The sequence below is a fragment of the Microbacterium sp. NPDC056003 genome (assembly GCF_042274785.1).
Lineage (GTDB): Bacteria > Actinomycetota > Actinomycetes > Actinomycetales > Microbacteriaceae > Microbacterium.
Map to the genome: position 1 here is coordinate 384,817 of NZ_JBHJXQ010000001.1, position 14,265 is coordinate 399,081.

Genomic DNA, 14,265 nt, shown 5'->3' on the forward strand with positions numbered 1-14,265 from the left:
GCGCCGCCCCTCTGGCGTCGCCCCGCGCCTTGCGCCGCCCCGCGCCTTGAGCCGCCCCGCGCCTTGAGCCGACCCGCGCCTTGAGCCGACCCGCGCCTTGCGCCGACCCGCGCGCCCCCGCACCCGGCGCCGCCCGCACTCGGCGCAGCCCTTGCCGCGCGCGCAGCCTCCCGCACTGCCCCGCGCCGCAGAATCGGAGATCCGCCCGACACGCCGGGCCGCGGCATCCCACCACCGGCGAGTCGGACACGATCTCCGATGTTGCGACCAAGGGGCTCGGTCGCGGAGCCATCGGCAGGGCAGACACGGTCGGGGCGCGTGACGCACTCGGGGTTCATCGCCACGCCGTCCCGCCCCGCGCAGCCCCGCGCCCCGCCCCCGCCACCCCGAGACCCGCGCGCGCCGCACAATCGGAGATCCGACCGACACGCCGGGTCGCGGCATCCCTCCCCGGCGAGTCGGACACGATCTCCGATGTTGCGACCAAGCGGCTTGGTCGCGTGCAACCCCTCAAGGTCAGGGACGGTCGAGGCGAGTGAAGCCCCGGAGCATCCCCGAGCGACGCGGCGAGGTCAGGGACGGTCCGGGCGCGTGACGCCCTCGGGGATCATCGCCACGCCGTACAGGGTGTCGACGAGCGTGCGCGGATGCTGCGACGGCAGCCATCCGCTCGCGAGGAGCTGCTGGAAGCCGATGATCGCCGACACGAGCAGCACCGCACGGCGGTCGGCCTCCTCGGCCGAAACGCCGCACTGCTGCAAGAGGCCGCTGAGGTAGCCGACGCGGCGCTCGGTGACCGCCGACACCGGCTCGCGCACGTGCGCGGCCGCGGCGTCGGCGTAGAGGGTCCGCTCGCCGTTTCGCTGCGTCGAGCGGTGCCCGATGATCTCGAACAGCTGCGCCAGCCTGGCCTGAGGGTCGGCGATGTGCTCGACCTCGGCGATGAGCTGCTCGGTCTCGAGCTCGCGCCAGCGCTCGAGCACGGCGTCGACCAGCGCTCGCCGGTCGGTGAAGTGCCAGTAGAACGAGCCCTTCGTGGCGCCCAGCGAGCGGGCTACGGGCTCCACGGCGATGGCGGTGATGCCGTCCGTGCTGAATCGCTCGTAGGCGGCGTCGACCCAGTCGTCACGCGAAAGCCTTGCCATGTCCGTACCGTACCGTATAGTCTCAGCGACACCGTCCATACGGTGGCGTATGGGTCGTTCTCTGGGGAGGCACCGCATGAGACAGCCGGCATTCTGGTCGCTTGCACTGGCCGACATCGCCGATCCCGACTACACGCAGGTCTGGATCGACGTGCTGCCCGCGCATGCGACCGCCGACCCTGCGGCGTGGGCGCGCAACCTCTTCTCGCGGGCGGCGCTCCCCCGCTGGATCGCGGCGCCGGTCGCGCTGGGCGCGCTGCTGCATCCGCGGGCGCGCGCATGCGACACGTTCGCCGTGCGCCACGTCGAGGGTGAGGAAGCGCTCGTGAAGGTGGACGCCCGCACCGTCGACCTGCGTGTGGGCATCGGCGTCGACGAGGAGCGCGCGCTCGTGCGCGTGGTGACCGCCATGCGGTTCAAGGGCCGGGGCGCGCGCCTCCGATCGCTGCCGGTGCGTCTGTCGCTCGCGCTGCTGATGCGGGGCATGCTCGCCCGCGCACGCCGCGAACTGTCGGGCGTGACTCGCTGACCGCGCCGCAAAATCGGAGATCCGCCCGACACGCCGGGTCGCAGCATCCATCCCCCGGCGTGCCGGGCACGATCTCCGTCGATGCGACGAGGCGGTGCTGACCGCGCGCCGCAAAATCGGAGATCCGCCCGACACGCCGGGTCGCAGCATCCATCCCCCGGCGAGTCGAATACGATCTCCGACGTTGCGACCGAGCGGCTCGGTCTCGAGCCGCCCAGCAGGGTCGAGGACGGTCGAGGCGAGTGAAGCCCGGAGCATCCCCGAGAATCGGACATCCGCCCGACACGCCGGGTCGCGGCATCCCTCCCCCGGCGTGCCGGGCACGATCTCCGACGTTGCGACGAGGGAGCGCCGATCAGGCGCGCGGGCTCAGCAGGAAGCGGTTGAAGGATGCTGTCAGCTCGTGGTCGACGGGCAGGTCGACGTCGTCGATCGCGACGATCGGCACGGCCAGGCGCACACTCGACAGCAGCCACGCGGCCTCCGCGGTCGCGAGGCGCTCGGCCGGGATCGTCTCGTACGCCGTCTCGTGGCCGAGGCTGCCGAGATGCTCGAACAGCCCGAGCTGGGTCGTGCCGTGCAGGATGCCGCCGTTGGGCGCCGGCGTGACGAACCGGCCGTCCTCCTTCAGCACCAGCGAGGCCGTCGGGGCCTCGAGCACGAATCCGTCGGACGAGACGAAGATCGCGTCGTCGGCGCCGCGCTGCTTCGCCTCGCGGATCGCCGCCATGTTGACGGCGTACGACAGGGTCTTCGCCCCGAGCAAGAGCCAGGGCGCGCGTGCGGGCGTGTCGATCGAGTAGCCGCGGTCGAGCGTCACGACCCGGATCCCCTGCTCGCGCACCCGCGTGTTGTCGGGTGCGGCACCGGCCGTGACCCACGCCGTCGGGGTGGGTCCGTGCTCGATGCCCCGGCTGAGGATGAGCTTGATCACTCCCTCGCCGCGTGCCGGGCAGTGCTCGGCGGCGGCGAACACCGCCTGCCGCCACTGCTCGCGGTTCGGAACCGGAAGAGCACACAGCTGCGCCGAGTGGGCGAGACGGTCGAGGTGGGCGATGAGCTCCTGCGGGTGGCGGTCGACGACGCCGATCGACTCGAAGATGCCGTCGCCACGCTGCGTGCTGAGCTCCCCCACACTGAGCGCGGGGGCCGCTGTGTCGATCACACGGAACGAGCCGGAGAAGTCGGTACGGAGATCATCGGATGCCGCGGGGTCGATCACGAGCGCGAAACTCAAGGCCATGCGTTCGAGCCTAAAGGTGGGAATGCGGGCACGCCGCCCTCGGTTACACTTGATCGGCCGGGCCGCAGTAACCCCGGGCTCCATCTTCTGCCGCTTTGAGCGGCCTTGCGCCGAGAGGCGTTCTGCGGCCCGGCACTTTCATGTCCGGGCATCGCTCGAGCATCGGGCCCCGCGGTGAGGTCAGCGAGTCCCGTCGTCACAGCGCGGCGCGCGCCGTCAGGTCGGCGAGTCGCGGCACCACAGCGCAGCGCACGCCGTCAGGTCAGCGAGTCGCGGCGCCACAGCGCGGCGCACGCCGTCAGGTCGGCGCCGTAGTCCGACAGGCGCAGCGCGCGCGTCGTGAACGCCGACGCCCGGTCAGGCTCGGTGAGCTCGTAGTCGTCCGCGAGATGGGTCGCGCCCGACGCCTGCACCCGGCAGAACGCCGCCGCGCGATCGAGCGCCACCGCGAAGTCGCCCTCGAACAGCCCGCGCAGGATCTGGTCGATGAGCGCGACGAGCTCGTCGGGACCGGCCGGCGTCGGTGCCCCTGCGACCACGGCGTCCGCCGACGCGAGTTCGACGCGGCCTCGCTCGTACAGCAGCGCCGCGGTGCGCGGGTCGTCGTGGATCATCAGCTGCAGAAGGTACAGGCGCCACAGCGCGCCGGGGAGCGACTTCGCCGGCGACCGCGACCAGAGCTCGGCGATGTCGTCGATGCCGTGCTCGTCGGTGAACGCGACGAGCCGGTCGACGACCTGCCCGTCCGGATCCTCGCGCACCCGCGCGAGGAGCGCGTGCGCGGTGGAGTGGGCGACCCGCGATACCTCGGCGGGGTCCTCGGCGGCGAACAGCCGGTCGAAGAGCTCCGCGGGGCGCCTGACGGGCTTGTGGAAGTCCCTGGACTCGTCGCTCACCCGATCCAGGCTACCGGCCACTCTCACTCGATGGCCGGGCAGGCGCAACGCCGGCCACCACGACCGGTCTCGTCGCAAGATCGGAGATCGTGTCGGACACGCCGGGGGACGGATGCCGCGCCCCGGCATGTCGCCGGCATCTCCGCCGTTGCGCCCGTCGAACGGCGCACCCACGAGCGCGGGGGTGAGCGCGACGGCCTCCGAAGCCGCGGCGGCCCGGGCCGCCTCCCAGGGCAGGCACATGTCCGGCCGCCGCTCAGGCCTGGTTGATGCGGACGTGGTTGCCGGCGGGGTCGCGGAAGGCGCAGTCGCGCGGACCCCAGTCCTGGGCGATCGGCTCCTGCAGCACCTCGGCGCCCAGAGCGCGCAGCCGCTCGAACGTGGCGTCGAGGTCGTCGGTGGTGAAGACGTAGGGTCCGGGACCGGAGCCCTTCACGACCAGGCGCAGCAGAGCGTCGGCGTCCTCGGGCGATCGGCCGGCAGCCGGATCCGACAGCACGACGGCGAGACCCGTCTGACCCGCGAATCCGAAGCTGAGCCAGCGCGTGCCGTCGTACGAGACGTCGTTGACGATCTCGAGGCCGAGGCCGTCGCGGTAGAACGGGATCGCGGCCTCGACGTCGTCGACCGTGATCGGGCAGTAGGCGAGTGAAGTGGTGGTCATGGATGCCACGCTAGGCCAGCCCGGCCGGGCCGCGCTTCTCCGATTCTGCTCAGTCCCGCCGCCCCTTCGGAGACGCCGCTCAGGCGTAGCGCGCCGGGCGGGTGAGGATCTTCGCGACGCAGAGGGGCATCGCCTCGGCGGCTTCGTGCGGCCGCGCGCGGTAGGAACTCGGCGTCTCACCGACGATCTCGGTGAACGTCGAGCTGAACGACCCCAGCGAGGTCGCGCCGACCGCGGTGCAGGCATCCGTCACCGACATTCCGTTCCGCAGCAGAGCCATGGCCCGCTCGATGCGCCGGGTCATCAGGTACGAGTACGGCGTCTCGCCGTAGGCGGCCTTGAACTCGCGCGAGAAGTGCGCAGGCGACATGAGTGCCTTCGTGGCCATCGTGGGCACGTCGAGCGGCTCGGCGTAGTCGCGGTCCATCAGGTCGCGCGCGCGGCGGAGGTGCGCGAGCGTCTGCGGAGTCTGCGAGGCGGCCACAACCTCACGCTAGCGCTCAAGCCGTCGGGATGGCCACGATCGGCTCGCCCGAGGGCTCACCGTTCGGCGACCCGCCCTGCGGCTCGACCGTCACGGCGATCGTGTCGCCGACCTGCATCTCTCCGTCGAGGATCACCGTCGACGGGCCGTCGGCGGGCTCGAACACACCCGCCGCCACCGGAGTGCCGTCTTCACGCACGAACCACAGCTCGAAGCTCTCGTCCTCGGAGATCTCGGGCAGCCCGTTCGACACGAGCACGACCTTGCCCACCGACTCCGCCCAATGCGCGGTCGCGGTCCCGCCGTCCGTCAGTTCGACCGTCGCCGCCTGCGCGTCGGGAGCGGCCTCGATCTCGGCGAGCGCCGCGACTTCCGGCGGCCGGTTGACGTACTGGTTGATGGAGACGGCGCCGAAGCCGAGGACCACGAGGATGACGAGCGAGGCGGCGAGCGTCAGCAGTCCGCGGGTCCAGTTGCGGCGGGAGATCGCCTGGATCGTCGTGGTCGTCGGGGCCGGTTCCACGAACGGCGCATCATCCGTCGAGGCATCGCCAGGCAGCGCGTCGGCCACCGTCGCATCGCCCGCCGACGCGTCGCCCGGCAATGGGGGCACCGGCGGCACGGGAGGCAGCGGCGGGGCAGAGGCCACCGGCTCGGCGACGGCGACGGCGGCAGCATCCATCTCCGGCAGTTGCGGCATGGTCGCCACCCGCGAAAGCAGCGTGGAACGCAGGGTCAGCGGCGGCGCGGCATCGGGCACGCTCTCGGCGAGCGCGCCGGCGGTCTCCACGTCGGCATCGACGATCCGCACCCACTCGGGGTGCTCGGCGAGCGCCGCCTGGAATGCGCGGCGATCCTCGGGCGACAGCGCGTCGAGGGCATAGCCTGCCGACAGTTCGGCGAACTCCTGCTCGTTCATCACGCGGTCACCCCCATCTCTGCTCTCAGGCGGGACAGTCCGTCCCGCATCCTCGTCTTGATCGTTCCCAGCGGTGCTCCCATCAGCGCCGCGATCTCGCTCTGACTGTATCCGCCGTAATAGGCGAGGGTCAGGGCTTCTCGCTGCGCGTCCGGCAACGCCGAGAGAGCCGTGGCGACCCTCTCTCCCTCGATGCGCAGCTCGGCCTGTTCTGCGACGCCGTCGTGGGCCACGTCGAGGTCGCGGAGCCCGGCCCGCATGTCGCGGTTCGTGCTCGCCTGCGACGACCGCACGCGGTCGACGGCCCGGCGGTGCGCGATCGTGAGCACCCAGGACCTGCCCTGCCCTCTGTTCGGAGCGAAGCGCGAGGCGGATTGCCACACCTCGAGGAAGACCTCTTGCAGCACCTCCTCGCTCTGCGAGCGGTCGACGAGCACGCGCAGGATCAGCCCGAATGCGCGCGGCGAGAGCATGTCGTAGAGGCGGGCGAACGCGGTCTGGTCGCCGCCGGCGATGCGCTGCAGCAGTTCGCCGACATGGTCGATGGGCTCGGCGCCGTCCTCCGGCACGTCGATCCCGTCGATCACCATGTCCACCAGCATGCCCTACTCCCCTCGTGCACGCCGCAGCCCGCGCGGTGTGGTAGTCGCCGTCGTATTCGCAGCGTCGCCGTCTTCGGATCGGTGGGAAGACGGTGAGCGGATGCGGCGGCGCAGGGCCGCGGCATCCGCTCTCGGGATTCTTTCCAATCCGATTCGCGACGGGCTTCCGAAGACCCCGTGCAGCCGCTCCTACGGTTCGCTCCCCCACACCGGGGACCTGCAGATCTCGGTCCACACGGACCTCACAGAGGAGGAAGTCATGTCACGCATCACCCGGAAGCGCGTCTCAGCAGGTCTGGCACTCGCGTTCGCCGCCACCTTCGCGCTCTCTGCCTGTTCGATGGGCGGCTCGGCCGCCGAGCCTGCCGATGAGCCCTCGACTCCCGCCATGGAGGAGTCCGAGGAGCCCATGGAGGAGATGGACCCGGCCGCGAACCTGGTCGGCCCCGGCTGCGCCGACTACGCGGAGGCCGTGCCGGACGGCGCCGGATCGGTCGAGGGCATGGCTGCCGACCCTGTGGCGACCGCCGCGTCGAACAACCCCCTCCTGACCACGCTCGTCGCGGCGGTCAGCGGGCAGCTCAATCCCGATGTGAACCTCGTCGACACCCTCAACGGCGACGAGTTCACCGTCTTCGCCCCGGTCGACGAGGCCTTCGCCGAGATCGACCCGGCCACCATCGAGGCCCTCAAGACCGACAGTGAGACGCTCACGTCGATCCTCACCTACCACGTGGTACCCGGACAGGCCGCGCCGGCCGACGTCGTCGGCACGCACACGACCGTGCAGGGCGGTGACCTCGAGGTCACCGGAAGCGGCGACGAGCTCATGGTCAACGGCGCCAACGTGATCTGCGGCGGCGTCCAGACCGCCAATGCCACCGTGTACCTCATCGACTCGGTCCTGATGCCTCCGACTCAGTGACCGGGCGCCGGCTCGTCCGGCGTTCAGGGGCGGCGAGCCGCCGGTGCATGCGAGGCGCGCCGGCGGCTTCGTCGTGCCCTCTTGCACTTCGCACCCCGGATCGTCAAGAGGCATGTGGACCGCACGGGCGCAGGCGTAGCTTTGCGGGGAGTGCTGGGGCGCGCCGGAGGGGTGCGGCGCCGGCGCGGGAGGACCATGACTGACCTGCGGGAAGCCAGCGACCTCTCGACGGGTTCGATACTCGGCGGGCGGTATCGCCTCGAGGCGCGGATCGGCGAAGGCGGAATGGCGCGCGTCTTCCGGGCAGAGGATGCCGCGCTGCGGCGCACGGTCGCGATCAAGGTGCTGCGCGGCCATGTCGACGAGGTCGGCTCGGTCGCGCGGACACTGTCGGAGACGACGCTCCTCGCCTCGCTCAGCCATCACTCGCTGGTGACCCTCTTCGACGCCCACGTGTCGGAGGACGACCCGAGCTACCTCGTCATGGAGTACGTCGAGGGCATCACCATGCGCGATCTGATCGCGGACGGGCCGGTGGATGCCGCGCAGATGGCGTCGATCGCCGTCGACATCGCGGAGGGCCTGCACATCGCGCACTCGGCGGGCGTCGTGCACCGCGACATCAAGCCCTCCAACGTGCTGCTGTGGGAGTCGCCGCTGCCCGGCCTGCGGTGGCGGGCAAAGCTCGCCGACTTCGGCATCGCGTACCTGCTGGACTCCCCGCGCATGACCAGCCCGGGCATCGCGGTCGGCACGGTCGCGTACATCGCGCCGGAGCAGGCCCGGGGCGAGACCCCTGCGCCGCCCGCCGACATCTACGCGTTCGGGATCATGCTGATCGAAGCGCTCACCGGCACGCGGCCGTTCGCCGACGCGGAGGGGATCGGCACTGTGATGGCCCGTCTGAGCTCCCCGCCCACCATCCCCGAGACACTCCACCCGGCGTGGCAGGGACTGCTGCGCGGAATGACATCGACGCAGCCGCAAGACCGGCCGACCGCGCTGGAGGTGGCCGTCGCGGCTCGACGGCTCGCCGAGAACGACGATGCGGCGATCCAGCCGGCCGACCAGCCGACGATGGCCATGACGCCGCCGACGGACCGGACGGCGATCCTCCCTGCGGCGTCAGCTGCGCCGGGGGCGGCCGCCACCATGGCAGTGCCCGCGGCGGAGGACCCCGTCACGCCGCGTGCGACCTCCCCCATGGCTGCGGCGATGGTCGCCCTCTCCGAGCACCCGAGCGGTCCGCTTCCGCTCGGGCGGTCGGCGGCGAGCCGGGCGCAGCGCGCGCGTCGTCGCCGTGCCGCCGTCGGTGTCGCGATCGCGCTGGTGGCGCTTCTCATCGCCATCGCGGCGGGAGCGTGGCTGCTGTCGCTCGCCGGTCAGCCGTCGCCCGAGCCGACGATGCCCGTCGTGATCCAGCCCTCGGAGGAGCCGGCGAACGCTCCGGTCGAGCAGGAGCCCGCCCCCGTCGACCAAGGCGGGGGCGACACCGACAACAGCGGTCCGGGCAGCGGTGGAGGTGGCAACGGCAACGGCAACCGCGGCCCCGGCAACAACAACGGCGGTGGCAACGGCAACGGCAACGGCAACGGCAACCGCGGTCCGGGCAACAACAACGGCAACGACTGATGCCGCCGCACCGAGGGGTGCCGTGCGGCAAGTAGGCTGGACGCTGAGGGCCTCTAGCTCAGTCGGTAGAGCATCGGACTTTTAATCCGCGGGTCGTGGGTTCGAGCCCCACGGGGCCCACCACACGCGCACATCCGCACTCAGAGCGGGCGCGCCATCTCCAGTTCGCGGCCGTTCTGGCCGTCGATCGTGCTCCCGGTCGGCGCGAAGCCGATCCGTCGATACGCCGCCTGCGCCCGCCTGTTGTCCTGGTGCACGTCCAGCAGGAGCCGGTCGCAGCCCTGGTGACGCGCCCACTCCGCCCCGGCTGCCATCAGCGCGTCGACGACGCCGTGCCCGCGATGCGACGGGCTGACGTAGACGGCGACGGCGAGAGCAGTGCCTTCCTCGCGCACGCGGCCGAAGTGGTCGGGGACGGACGGCTCGGGGATGAGGATGGTGAGCGTTCCCACCCACGCCGGTCCCGCCTCGGCGATGAACTGCGCCGCAGAGCCCGACAGCGCGGCGCCGATCGCGCGCGCCTCCCAGAACCCGGCCGGTCGTCCGACGGCCTCGTCGTACGACTCGAGGAACGCGATGCCCGCCGCCGGATCCTGGAGCGCCTCCAGCCGGAGGTTGCGCAGGCGGTCGCCGTCGGTCGCGAGGACGCGGCGGACGTGCGGGTCAGACACCCGACTCGACGAGCTCGGCGCCCGCGTGGGCGAGCTCGGCGAGCGACGCCTCGCTGCTCTCGGGCGCGACGCCCGCGACGAGGTCGGTGAGGATGCGCACGTGGCGGCCGTGCTCGATCGCGTCGAGCGCCGAGGCGCGCACGCAGTAGTCCGTCGCAAGGCCGGCCACGTCGACGTCGACCACGCCGTGCTCCTCGAGGAGATGCGCGACGGTCACCCCGTCGTCGGTGGTGCCCTCGAACAGCGAGTAGGCGGGCACCCCCTGGCCTTTCTTGACGTGATGCGTCACCGCGGCGGTGTCGAACCCCGGGTCGTATTCGGCGCCCTCGGTGCCGCTCACGCAGTGCACCGGCCAGCTGTCGACGAAGTCGGGCTCGGGGTGGAAATGGCCGCCGTTGTCGTTGTCTCCGTCATGCCAGTCGCGTGATGCGACGATCACCGCGTACTCCCCCGCGTGGGCATCGAGGAACCGGGTGATGCGCTCGGCGACCGCGTCTCCGCCGTCGACTCCGAGCGCACCGCCCTCGGTGAAATCGTTCTGGACATCGACGATGAACAGCGCTTTGCTCATGGCTCGAGCGTACGCCGGTACTCCTCGCGCGTCAGCGGGTGACCATCCTCGGCGAGCACCTCCGCCGAGGTCTCGGCGGGCACGGCCTCGTCGGCCGATCCCCCGGTGCCGGCCGTCGCCGCTCCGACGAGTTCGGGCTGCGGCATCCGCTCGCGCTTCTCCGGGCCGTTCCGCCAGAGCTTCGACGGCCACCAGATCGCGCGGCCGATGTCATACGACAGAGCCGGCACGAGCAGCGACCGCACGACGAACGTGTCGAGCAGCACGCCGAACGCGACGATGAACGCGATCTGCGCCAGGAAGAGGATCGGGATGACGCCGAGCGCGGCGAACGTCGCCGCGAGCACCAGTCCCGCCGACGTGATCACGCCGCCCGTGGCGACGAGCCCACGCAGGATTCCCGGCCGCGTGCCATGCGCGAGGGACTCCTCGCGGACCCTCGACATCAGGAAGATGTTGTAGTCGACGCCGAGCGCGACCAGGAACACGAAGCCGTAGAGCGGCACCGCGGGATCGGCTCCGGGGAAGTCGAACAGGCCGTTGAAGACGAGCGCGCTCACGCCGAGGGCCGTCGCGAACGACAGGATGACCGTCGCGATGAGGATGACCGGCGCCAGGATCGAGCGCAGCAGCAGCATGAGGATCAGCAGGATCACCACGAGGATCACCGGGATGATGACGGTGCGGTCGCGGATCGACGTGTCGTTCGAGTCGATGTCGGTCGCCGTCTCGCCGCCGACGAGCGCGGTGCCCGCGCCCAGGGCCTCGTCGAGGTCGGTGCGGATCTCGCGCACGGCGTCCTCGGCCGCGATGGAGTCGGCGGCGTCGGTGAGGGTGCCGATCACGAGCACGTCGCCGTCCGCGACAGTCGGTTCGGGCGCGGGGGTTCCGGGCGGGCCGACGGCGGTGAACACCGGCTCGCCGTTCTCGACCTCGACCGCCGCCTGACCGGTGGGCGAATCGTCGGATGCCACGGCCACGGACTCGATGCCGTCCGCCGCCTCCAGGGTCTCGACGGTCTCGGCGAGGTCTTCCTCGGGCACGATGACGTACATCGGGCTGCCCGAGCCCGCCGGGAAGTGCTCGGCGAGCACGTCCTGGCCGTCACGGGCCTCCGACGTCCCCAGCACCAGATCGCTCGACGGCACGCCGTCGGCCTTGAGCTGGGTGAGGCCGAACGCGCCGACCAGCAGCACCAGCGTGCTGACGATCCAGACGGCACGCGGGTGGCGGGAGATGAAGCGCGCCTGGCGCGGCCACACCCCCTTGACCGGCTGGGTCAGGTCGTCGGGGATCGTGGCGATCGGCTCCTGCGGGATGAAGGGCCAGAAGGCCGCCCGGCCCACCAGGGCGAGCAGCGCCGGCAGGAACGTCAGAGCCGAGAGGACCGAGAACGCGATGCCGATGGAGGCGATCGGTCCGAGGGCGCGGTTGGTCGCGAGGTCGGACAGCAACAGGCACAGGAGGCCCGCGATCACGGTGCCGCCGGAGGCGAGAATCGGCTCGAACGCGCCCTTCCACGCCGTGAGGACGGCATCCCACCGCTTCCTGCCTTCGGCCACCGCCTCGCGGAACCGGGCGACGTACAGCAGGGCGTAGTCGGTGGCGGCGCCGATGACGAGGATGAACAGGATGCCCTGCACCTGACCGTTCAGCACGACGATGCCGGCCTTCGCGAGCCACCACACGGTGAGCAGCGCGACGCACAGGGCGAACACCGAGGTCATCAGCACGAGGATGGGCAGCACCGGCGAGCGGTAGACGATCACGAGGATGATGAAGACCGCGATGAGCGCGACGGCCAGCAGCAGCCCGTCGATGCCGAGGAAGCCCTCGACGAGGTCGGCGGTGAAGCCCGCCGGGCCCGTCACCCACCCCTCCATGCCGTCGGGAAGGTCTTCCGCGACCAGCGCGCGGATCTCGGCGACGATCTCGCCGACCTCTCCCTCCGCGTCGATCGGGACGAAGATCTGCGCCGCTTCGCCGTCCTCCGACGGAATGGGCGGCGAGACGTCCTCCAGCACACCGTCGAGCGCGGCGATGTCGTCGGCGAGGGTCTGGACGTCGGCGAACTGGTCCTCACTGAGGTCGCCCTCCCCCGTCACGACCACGACCGCCGGGATGCTGTCGCCGCCGAGGAACTCGGGCAGGCGCTCGTTCACCTGTGTCGCGTCGGCGCTCTCGGGGAGGAACGACGAGCGGTCGTTGCTCGACACCTCGTCGACCTTCCCGAAGTACGGACCGCCGAGCGATCCCACGACGAGCCAGACGAGGACGAGAAAGGCAGGGATGCCGACGCGCAGCCACCGCGTGGGCTGTCGGTCGGTGCGCTGAGAGGTCGACATATCGCTAGTTTATCTAGTGAAATTGGATGCCGGCGACCATCTCTATGCTGAATTCGATGATCTCGGCCGTCCTCGCCCTTCTCGGCGCCCTCATCTACGGTGCCGCGGACTTCTGCGGAGGCCTCGCCGCGAAGCGCCTCCGCTCCATCGCGGTGACCGCGATCGCCGCCCTCTCAGGGCTGGCCGCCCTCGTGATCGCGCAGCCGCTGCTCGGCGGAGCCTGGCGTTCAGCCGATCTCGCGTGGGGTGCACTGGCGGGCGTGTTCGGTGTCCTGGCCGTGGTCCTGTTGTACGCGTGCCTCGCGATCGGGCCGATGAGCATCCTGTCGCCACTGACCGCGGTGGTCTCGGCGATCGCACCGATGCTGTGGGGCCTGCTCGTCGACGGCGAGACGCTGTCCCCCGTCGCCTACGCCGGGCTCGGCGTGGCTCTCGTCGCCGTGGTGCTCGTGGGCTTCATCCCGGGCGAGAAGGTCGTGCGTCCGAGCACACGCGGGCTGGTCATGGCCGTCGGCGCAGGCGCGGCGATAGGAGGATTCCTCATCGTCGTCGACCAGACCTCCGCCGGCAGCGGGCTCGTGCCGCTTGTGATGAGCCGCGCCACCTCGGCCGTGCTGACCCTCGCGATCGTCGCGGCGATGGCGGTCGTCGCCGTGCGCCGTGGGCTGCCCGCGGCATCCGTCCTCACTCCGTCCGCACCGGTCATCGGCGTCACCCCCAGCGGTCACGCCGACCTCGAGCACGCGTCGACATCGGCGACCACCGTATCCCCGCCGACGTCTTCCCTCGCGCGGGCGTGGTGGCTGGCCATCGTGTGCGGAGTGGTGGATGCCGCCGCCAACGCCCTCATGCTGGTGGCGCTGCGCGAAGGAGACCTCTCGATCGTGTCGGCGCTGACCGCGCTGTACCCGGCGGGCACGATCCTGCTCGCCGCACTGGTGCTGCGCGAGCGCGTCGCCGGGGTGCAGTGGCTCGGGCTCGCCCTGGCACTCGTCGCGGGCGGGATGCTCGCGCTCGGCTGACGCGGGGCGGGACTTCGTGCCGGGCTCAGCCTCGGGTGAACAGCAGGATCATCGACGTCGCGAGCGCCACGATGCCGACGCCGAGCAGGCCCAGCGAGAGATAGGCGACCGCCCGCACCGCGGGCGAGCCCTGGGTCAGGCGCATTCGCCCGCGACCGCCGCGTCGGTAGTAGATGTCGGCCATGCTCTTGCCGGCCAGCGCCCGCTCCTGTTCATGGGTGAGTCGCGCCTCGTTGACGCCGCCGTCCTCGTCGAACCAGCGCACCACGCGGCCGTGCTCACCGTCGTCGAGCACGCCGCGGGTGGGCAGCCAGGTGCCGTCGAAGAGGTACATCACCAGCGCGACGCCGGCCACGACCGCCCCCAGCCCGAAGCCCACCCAGGAGAAGATCTCAGCGACGGCGTCGATCGTGGCGTCCATCGGTCCTCTTCGCGTGGTGAGGGTACGAAGAAGGCCCGCCAGAAGCGGGCCTCTCCCGTGTGAGCCACCTAAGGGAATCGAACCCTTGACCTATTCATTACGAGTGAATCGCTCTGCCGACTGAGCTAAGGTGGCGCGCTTCGCTTGCGCGATGCACGATCAACGATCTTACAGGAGCCGGAGGGCGCTCGCGAAC

General features: G+C 71.2%; 15 protein-coding genes and 2 tRNA genes. 5 read left to right on the forward strand and 12 right to left on the reverse strand.

Annotation, left to right across the window (positions count from 1 at the left end; all coding sequences use genetic code 11):
- Positions 1 to 572 precede the first annotated feature (572 nt).
- Positions 573 to 1,145: a TetR/AcrR family transcriptional regulator gene (locus ACFC1W_RS01760; protein WP_375987867.1), complete on the reverse strand. Its 573-nt coding sequence runs from the start codon at positions 1,143 to 1,145 to the stop codon at positions 573 to 575.
- A 76-nt stretch (positions 1,146 to 1,221) separates the two neighbouring features.
- Between ACFC1W_RS01760 and ACFC1W_RS01765 the strand changes: the two genes are divergently transcribed.
- Entirely contained in the window at positions 1,222 to 1,674 is a 453-nt protein-coding gene (locus ACFC1W_RS01765) for a DUF2867 domain-containing protein (RefSeq protein ID WP_375987869.1), read from the forward strand.
- A gap of 355 nt (positions 1,675 to 2,029) precedes the next feature.
- Here the strand turns inward: ACFC1W_RS01765 and ACFC1W_RS01770 are convergent, their stop codons facing one another.
- From ACFC1W_RS01770 to sigK, 6 genes are all read right to left on the reverse strand, one after another.
- Positions 2,030 to 2,917 (reverse strand): aminodeoxychorismate lyase, encoded by an 888-nt coding sequence (locus ACFC1W_RS01770; RefSeq protein WP_375987871.1) that lies wholly within the window; start codon positions 2,915 to 2,917, stop codon positions 2,030 to 2,032.
- A 257-nt stretch (positions 2,918 to 3,174) separates the two neighbouring features.
- Entirely contained in the window at positions 3,175 to 3,813 is a 639-nt protein-coding gene (locus ACFC1W_RS01775) for a DNA-directed RNA polymerase subunit beta (protein WP_375987872.1), read from the reverse strand.
- Positions 3,814 to 4,069: 256 nt separating this feature from the next.
- On the reverse strand, positions 4,070 to 4,477 hold the full coding sequence (locus ACFC1W_RS01780; RefSeq protein ID WP_375987874.1) for a VOC family protein: 408 nt from the start codon (positions 4,475 to 4,477) through the stop codon (positions 4,070 to 4,072).
- 79 nt (positions 4,478 to 4,556) lie between these two features.
- Positions 4,557 to 4,904 carry a helix-turn-helix transcriptional regulator gene (locus tag ACFC1W_RS01785; protein ID WP_241111345.1) on the reverse strand — a complete coding sequence of 116 codons (348 nt, stop codon included), beginning with the start codon at positions 4,902 to 4,904 and terminating at the stop codon, positions 4,557 to 4,559.
- 73 nt (positions 4,905 to 4,977) lie between these two features.
- A complete protein-coding gene (locus ACFC1W_RS01790; RefSeq protein ID WP_375991364.1) occupies positions 4,978 to 5,880 on the reverse strand; it encodes an anti-sigma factor domain-containing protein in 903 nt (300 codons plus the stop codon).
- The gene (gene sigK / locus ACFC1W_RS01795; RefSeq protein ID WP_375987876.1) at positions 5,880 to 6,482 is read right to left on the reverse strand and encodes an ECF RNA polymerase sigma factor SigK; all 603 of its coding nucleotides are present in this window, start codon (positions 6,480 to 6,482) and stop codon (positions 5,880 to 5,882) included. Before sigK ends, ACFC1W_RS01790 begins: the two co-directional genes overlap by 1 nt.
- 259 nt (positions 6,483 to 6,741) lie before the next feature.
- Here sigK and ACFC1W_RS01800 point away from each other — a divergent pair, with 259 nt between their 5' ends.
- The 3 genes from ACFC1W_RS01800 to ACFC1W_RS01810 all read left to right on the forward strand — a co-directional run bounded on the left by ACFC1W_RS01800 (position 6,742) and on the right by ACFC1W_RS01810 (position 9,162).
- Positions 6,742 to 7,407, forward strand: a complete 666-nt coding sequence (locus ACFC1W_RS01800; RefSeq protein ID WP_375987878.1) for a fasciclin domain-containing protein — start codon at positions 6,742 to 6,744, stop codon at positions 7,405 to 7,407.
- Between the two features lie 195 nt (positions 7,408 to 7,602).
- Positions 7,603 to 9,039, forward strand: coding sequence for a serine/threonine-protein kinase (locus ACFC1W_RS01805; RefSeq protein ID WP_375987881.1), 1,437 nt, complete (start codon positions 7,603 to 7,605; stop codon positions 9,037 to 9,039).
- A 47-nt stretch (positions 9,040 to 9,086) separates the two neighbouring features.
- Positions 9,087 to 9,162: transfer RNA gene (locus ACFC1W_RS01810), tRNA-Lys, on the forward strand.
- 17 nt (positions 9,163 to 9,179) lie between these two features.
- Here the strand turns inward: ACFC1W_RS01810 and ACFC1W_RS01815 are convergent.
- From ACFC1W_RS01815 to ACFC1W_RS01825, 3 genes are read right to left on the reverse strand one after another with little or no spacing between them, the layout of a single operon-like run.
- Positions 9,180 to 9,710 carry a GNAT family N-acetyltransferase gene (locus tag ACFC1W_RS01815; protein ID WP_375987884.1) on the reverse strand — a complete coding sequence of 177 codons (531 nt, stop codon included), beginning with the start codon at positions 9,708 to 9,710 and terminating at the stop codon, positions 9,180 to 9,182.
- A complete protein-coding gene (locus tag ACFC1W_RS01820) occupies positions 9,703 to 10,281 on the reverse strand; it encodes an isochorismatase family protein (RefSeq protein ID WP_375987887.1) in 579 nt (192 codons plus the stop codon). The genes ACFC1W_RS01815 and ACFC1W_RS01820 overlap by 8 nt, the downstream gene beginning before the upstream one ends.
- A complete protein-coding gene (locus ACFC1W_RS01825) occupies positions 10,278 to 12,626 on the reverse strand; it encodes an MMPL family transporter (protein WP_375987890.1) in 2,349 nt (782 codons plus the stop codon). Before ACFC1W_RS01825 ends, ACFC1W_RS01820 begins: the two co-directional genes overlap by 4 nt.
- A gap of 56 nt (positions 12,627 to 12,682) precedes the next feature.
- On the opposite strand from ACFC1W_RS01825, the gene ACFC1W_RS01830 reads away from it, so the two are divergent.
- Positions 12,683 to 13,648 carry an EamA family transporter gene (locus ACFC1W_RS01830; protein ID WP_375987893.1) on the forward strand — a complete coding sequence of 322 codons (966 nt, stop codon included), beginning with the start codon at positions 12,683 to 12,685 and terminating at the stop codon, positions 13,646 to 13,648.
- A gap of 25 nt (positions 13,649 to 13,673) precedes the next feature.
- Here ACFC1W_RS01830 and ACFC1W_RS01835 read toward each other — a convergent pair whose 3' ends face one another.
- Together ACFC1W_RS01835 and ACFC1W_RS01840 are read right to left on the reverse strand one after the other, a co-directional pair.
- A complete protein-coding gene (locus tag ACFC1W_RS01835) occupies positions 13,674 to 14,069 on the reverse strand; it encodes a hypothetical protein (RefSeq protein ID WP_375987897.1) in 396 nt (131 codons plus the stop codon).
- A gap of 62 nt (positions 14,070 to 14,131) precedes the next feature.
- A tRNA-Thr gene (locus tag ACFC1W_RS01840) sits at positions 14,132 to 14,204 on the reverse strand.
- Positions 14,205 to 14,265 lie beyond the last annotated feature (61 nt).

What these genes read in the sequence shown, in the direction of transcription:
- ACFC1W_RS01760 (WP_375987867.1), bottom strand. Translation starts at nt 1,145, where the DNA reads ATGGCAAGGCTTTCGCGTGACGACTGGGTCGACGCCGCCTACGAGCGA.
- ACFC1W_RS01765 (WP_375987869.1), top strand. Translation starts at nt 1,222, where the DNA reads ATGAGACAGCCGGCATTCTGGTCGCTTGCACTGGCCGACATCGCCGAT.
- ACFC1W_RS01770 (WP_375987871.1), bottom strand. Translation starts at nt 2,917, where the DNA reads ATGGCCTTGAGTTTCGCGCTCGTGATCGACCCCGCGGCATCCGATGAT.
- ACFC1W_RS01780 (WP_375987874.1), bottom strand. Translation starts at nt 4,477, where the DNA reads ATGACCACCACTTCACTCGCCTACTGCCCGATCACGGTCGACGACGTC.
- ACFC1W_RS01785 (WP_241111345.1), bottom strand. Translation starts at nt 4,904, where the DNA reads ATGGACCGCGACTACGCCGAGCCGCTCGACGTGCCCACGATGGCCACG.
- ACFC1W_RS01790 (WP_375991364.1), bottom strand. Translation starts at nt 5,880, where the DNA reads ATGAACGAGCAGGAGTTCGCCGAACTGTCGGCAGGCTATGCCCTCGAC.
- sigK (WP_375987876.1), bottom strand. Translation starts at nt 6,482, where the DNA reads ATGCTGGTGGACATGGTGATCGACGGGATCGACGTGCCGGAGGACGGC.
- ACFC1W_RS01800 (WP_375987878.1), top strand. Translation starts at nt 6,742, where the DNA reads ATGTCACGCATCACCCGGAAGCGCGTCTCAGCAGGTCTGGCACTCGCG.
- ACFC1W_RS01805 (WP_375987881.1), top strand. Translation starts at nt 7,603, where the DNA reads ATGACTGACCTGCGGGAAGCCAGCGACCTCTCGACGGGTTCGATACTC.
- ACFC1W_RS01820 (WP_375987887.1), bottom strand. Translation starts at nt 10,281, where the DNA reads ATGAGCAAAGCGCTGTTCATCGTCGATGTCCAGAACGATTTCACCGAG.
- ACFC1W_RS01825 (WP_375987890.1), bottom strand. Translation starts at nt 12,626, where the DNA reads ATGTCGACCTCTCAGCGCACCGACCGACAGCCCACGCGGTGGCTGCGC.
- ACFC1W_RS01830 (WP_375987893.1), top strand. Translation starts at nt 12,683, where the DNA reads ATGATCTCGGCCGTCCTCGCCCTTCTCGGCGCCCTCATCTACGGTGCC.
- ACFC1W_RS01835 (WP_375987897.1), bottom strand. Translation starts at nt 14,069, where the DNA reads ATGGACGCCACGATCGACGCCGTCGCTGAGATCTTCTCCTGGGTGGGC.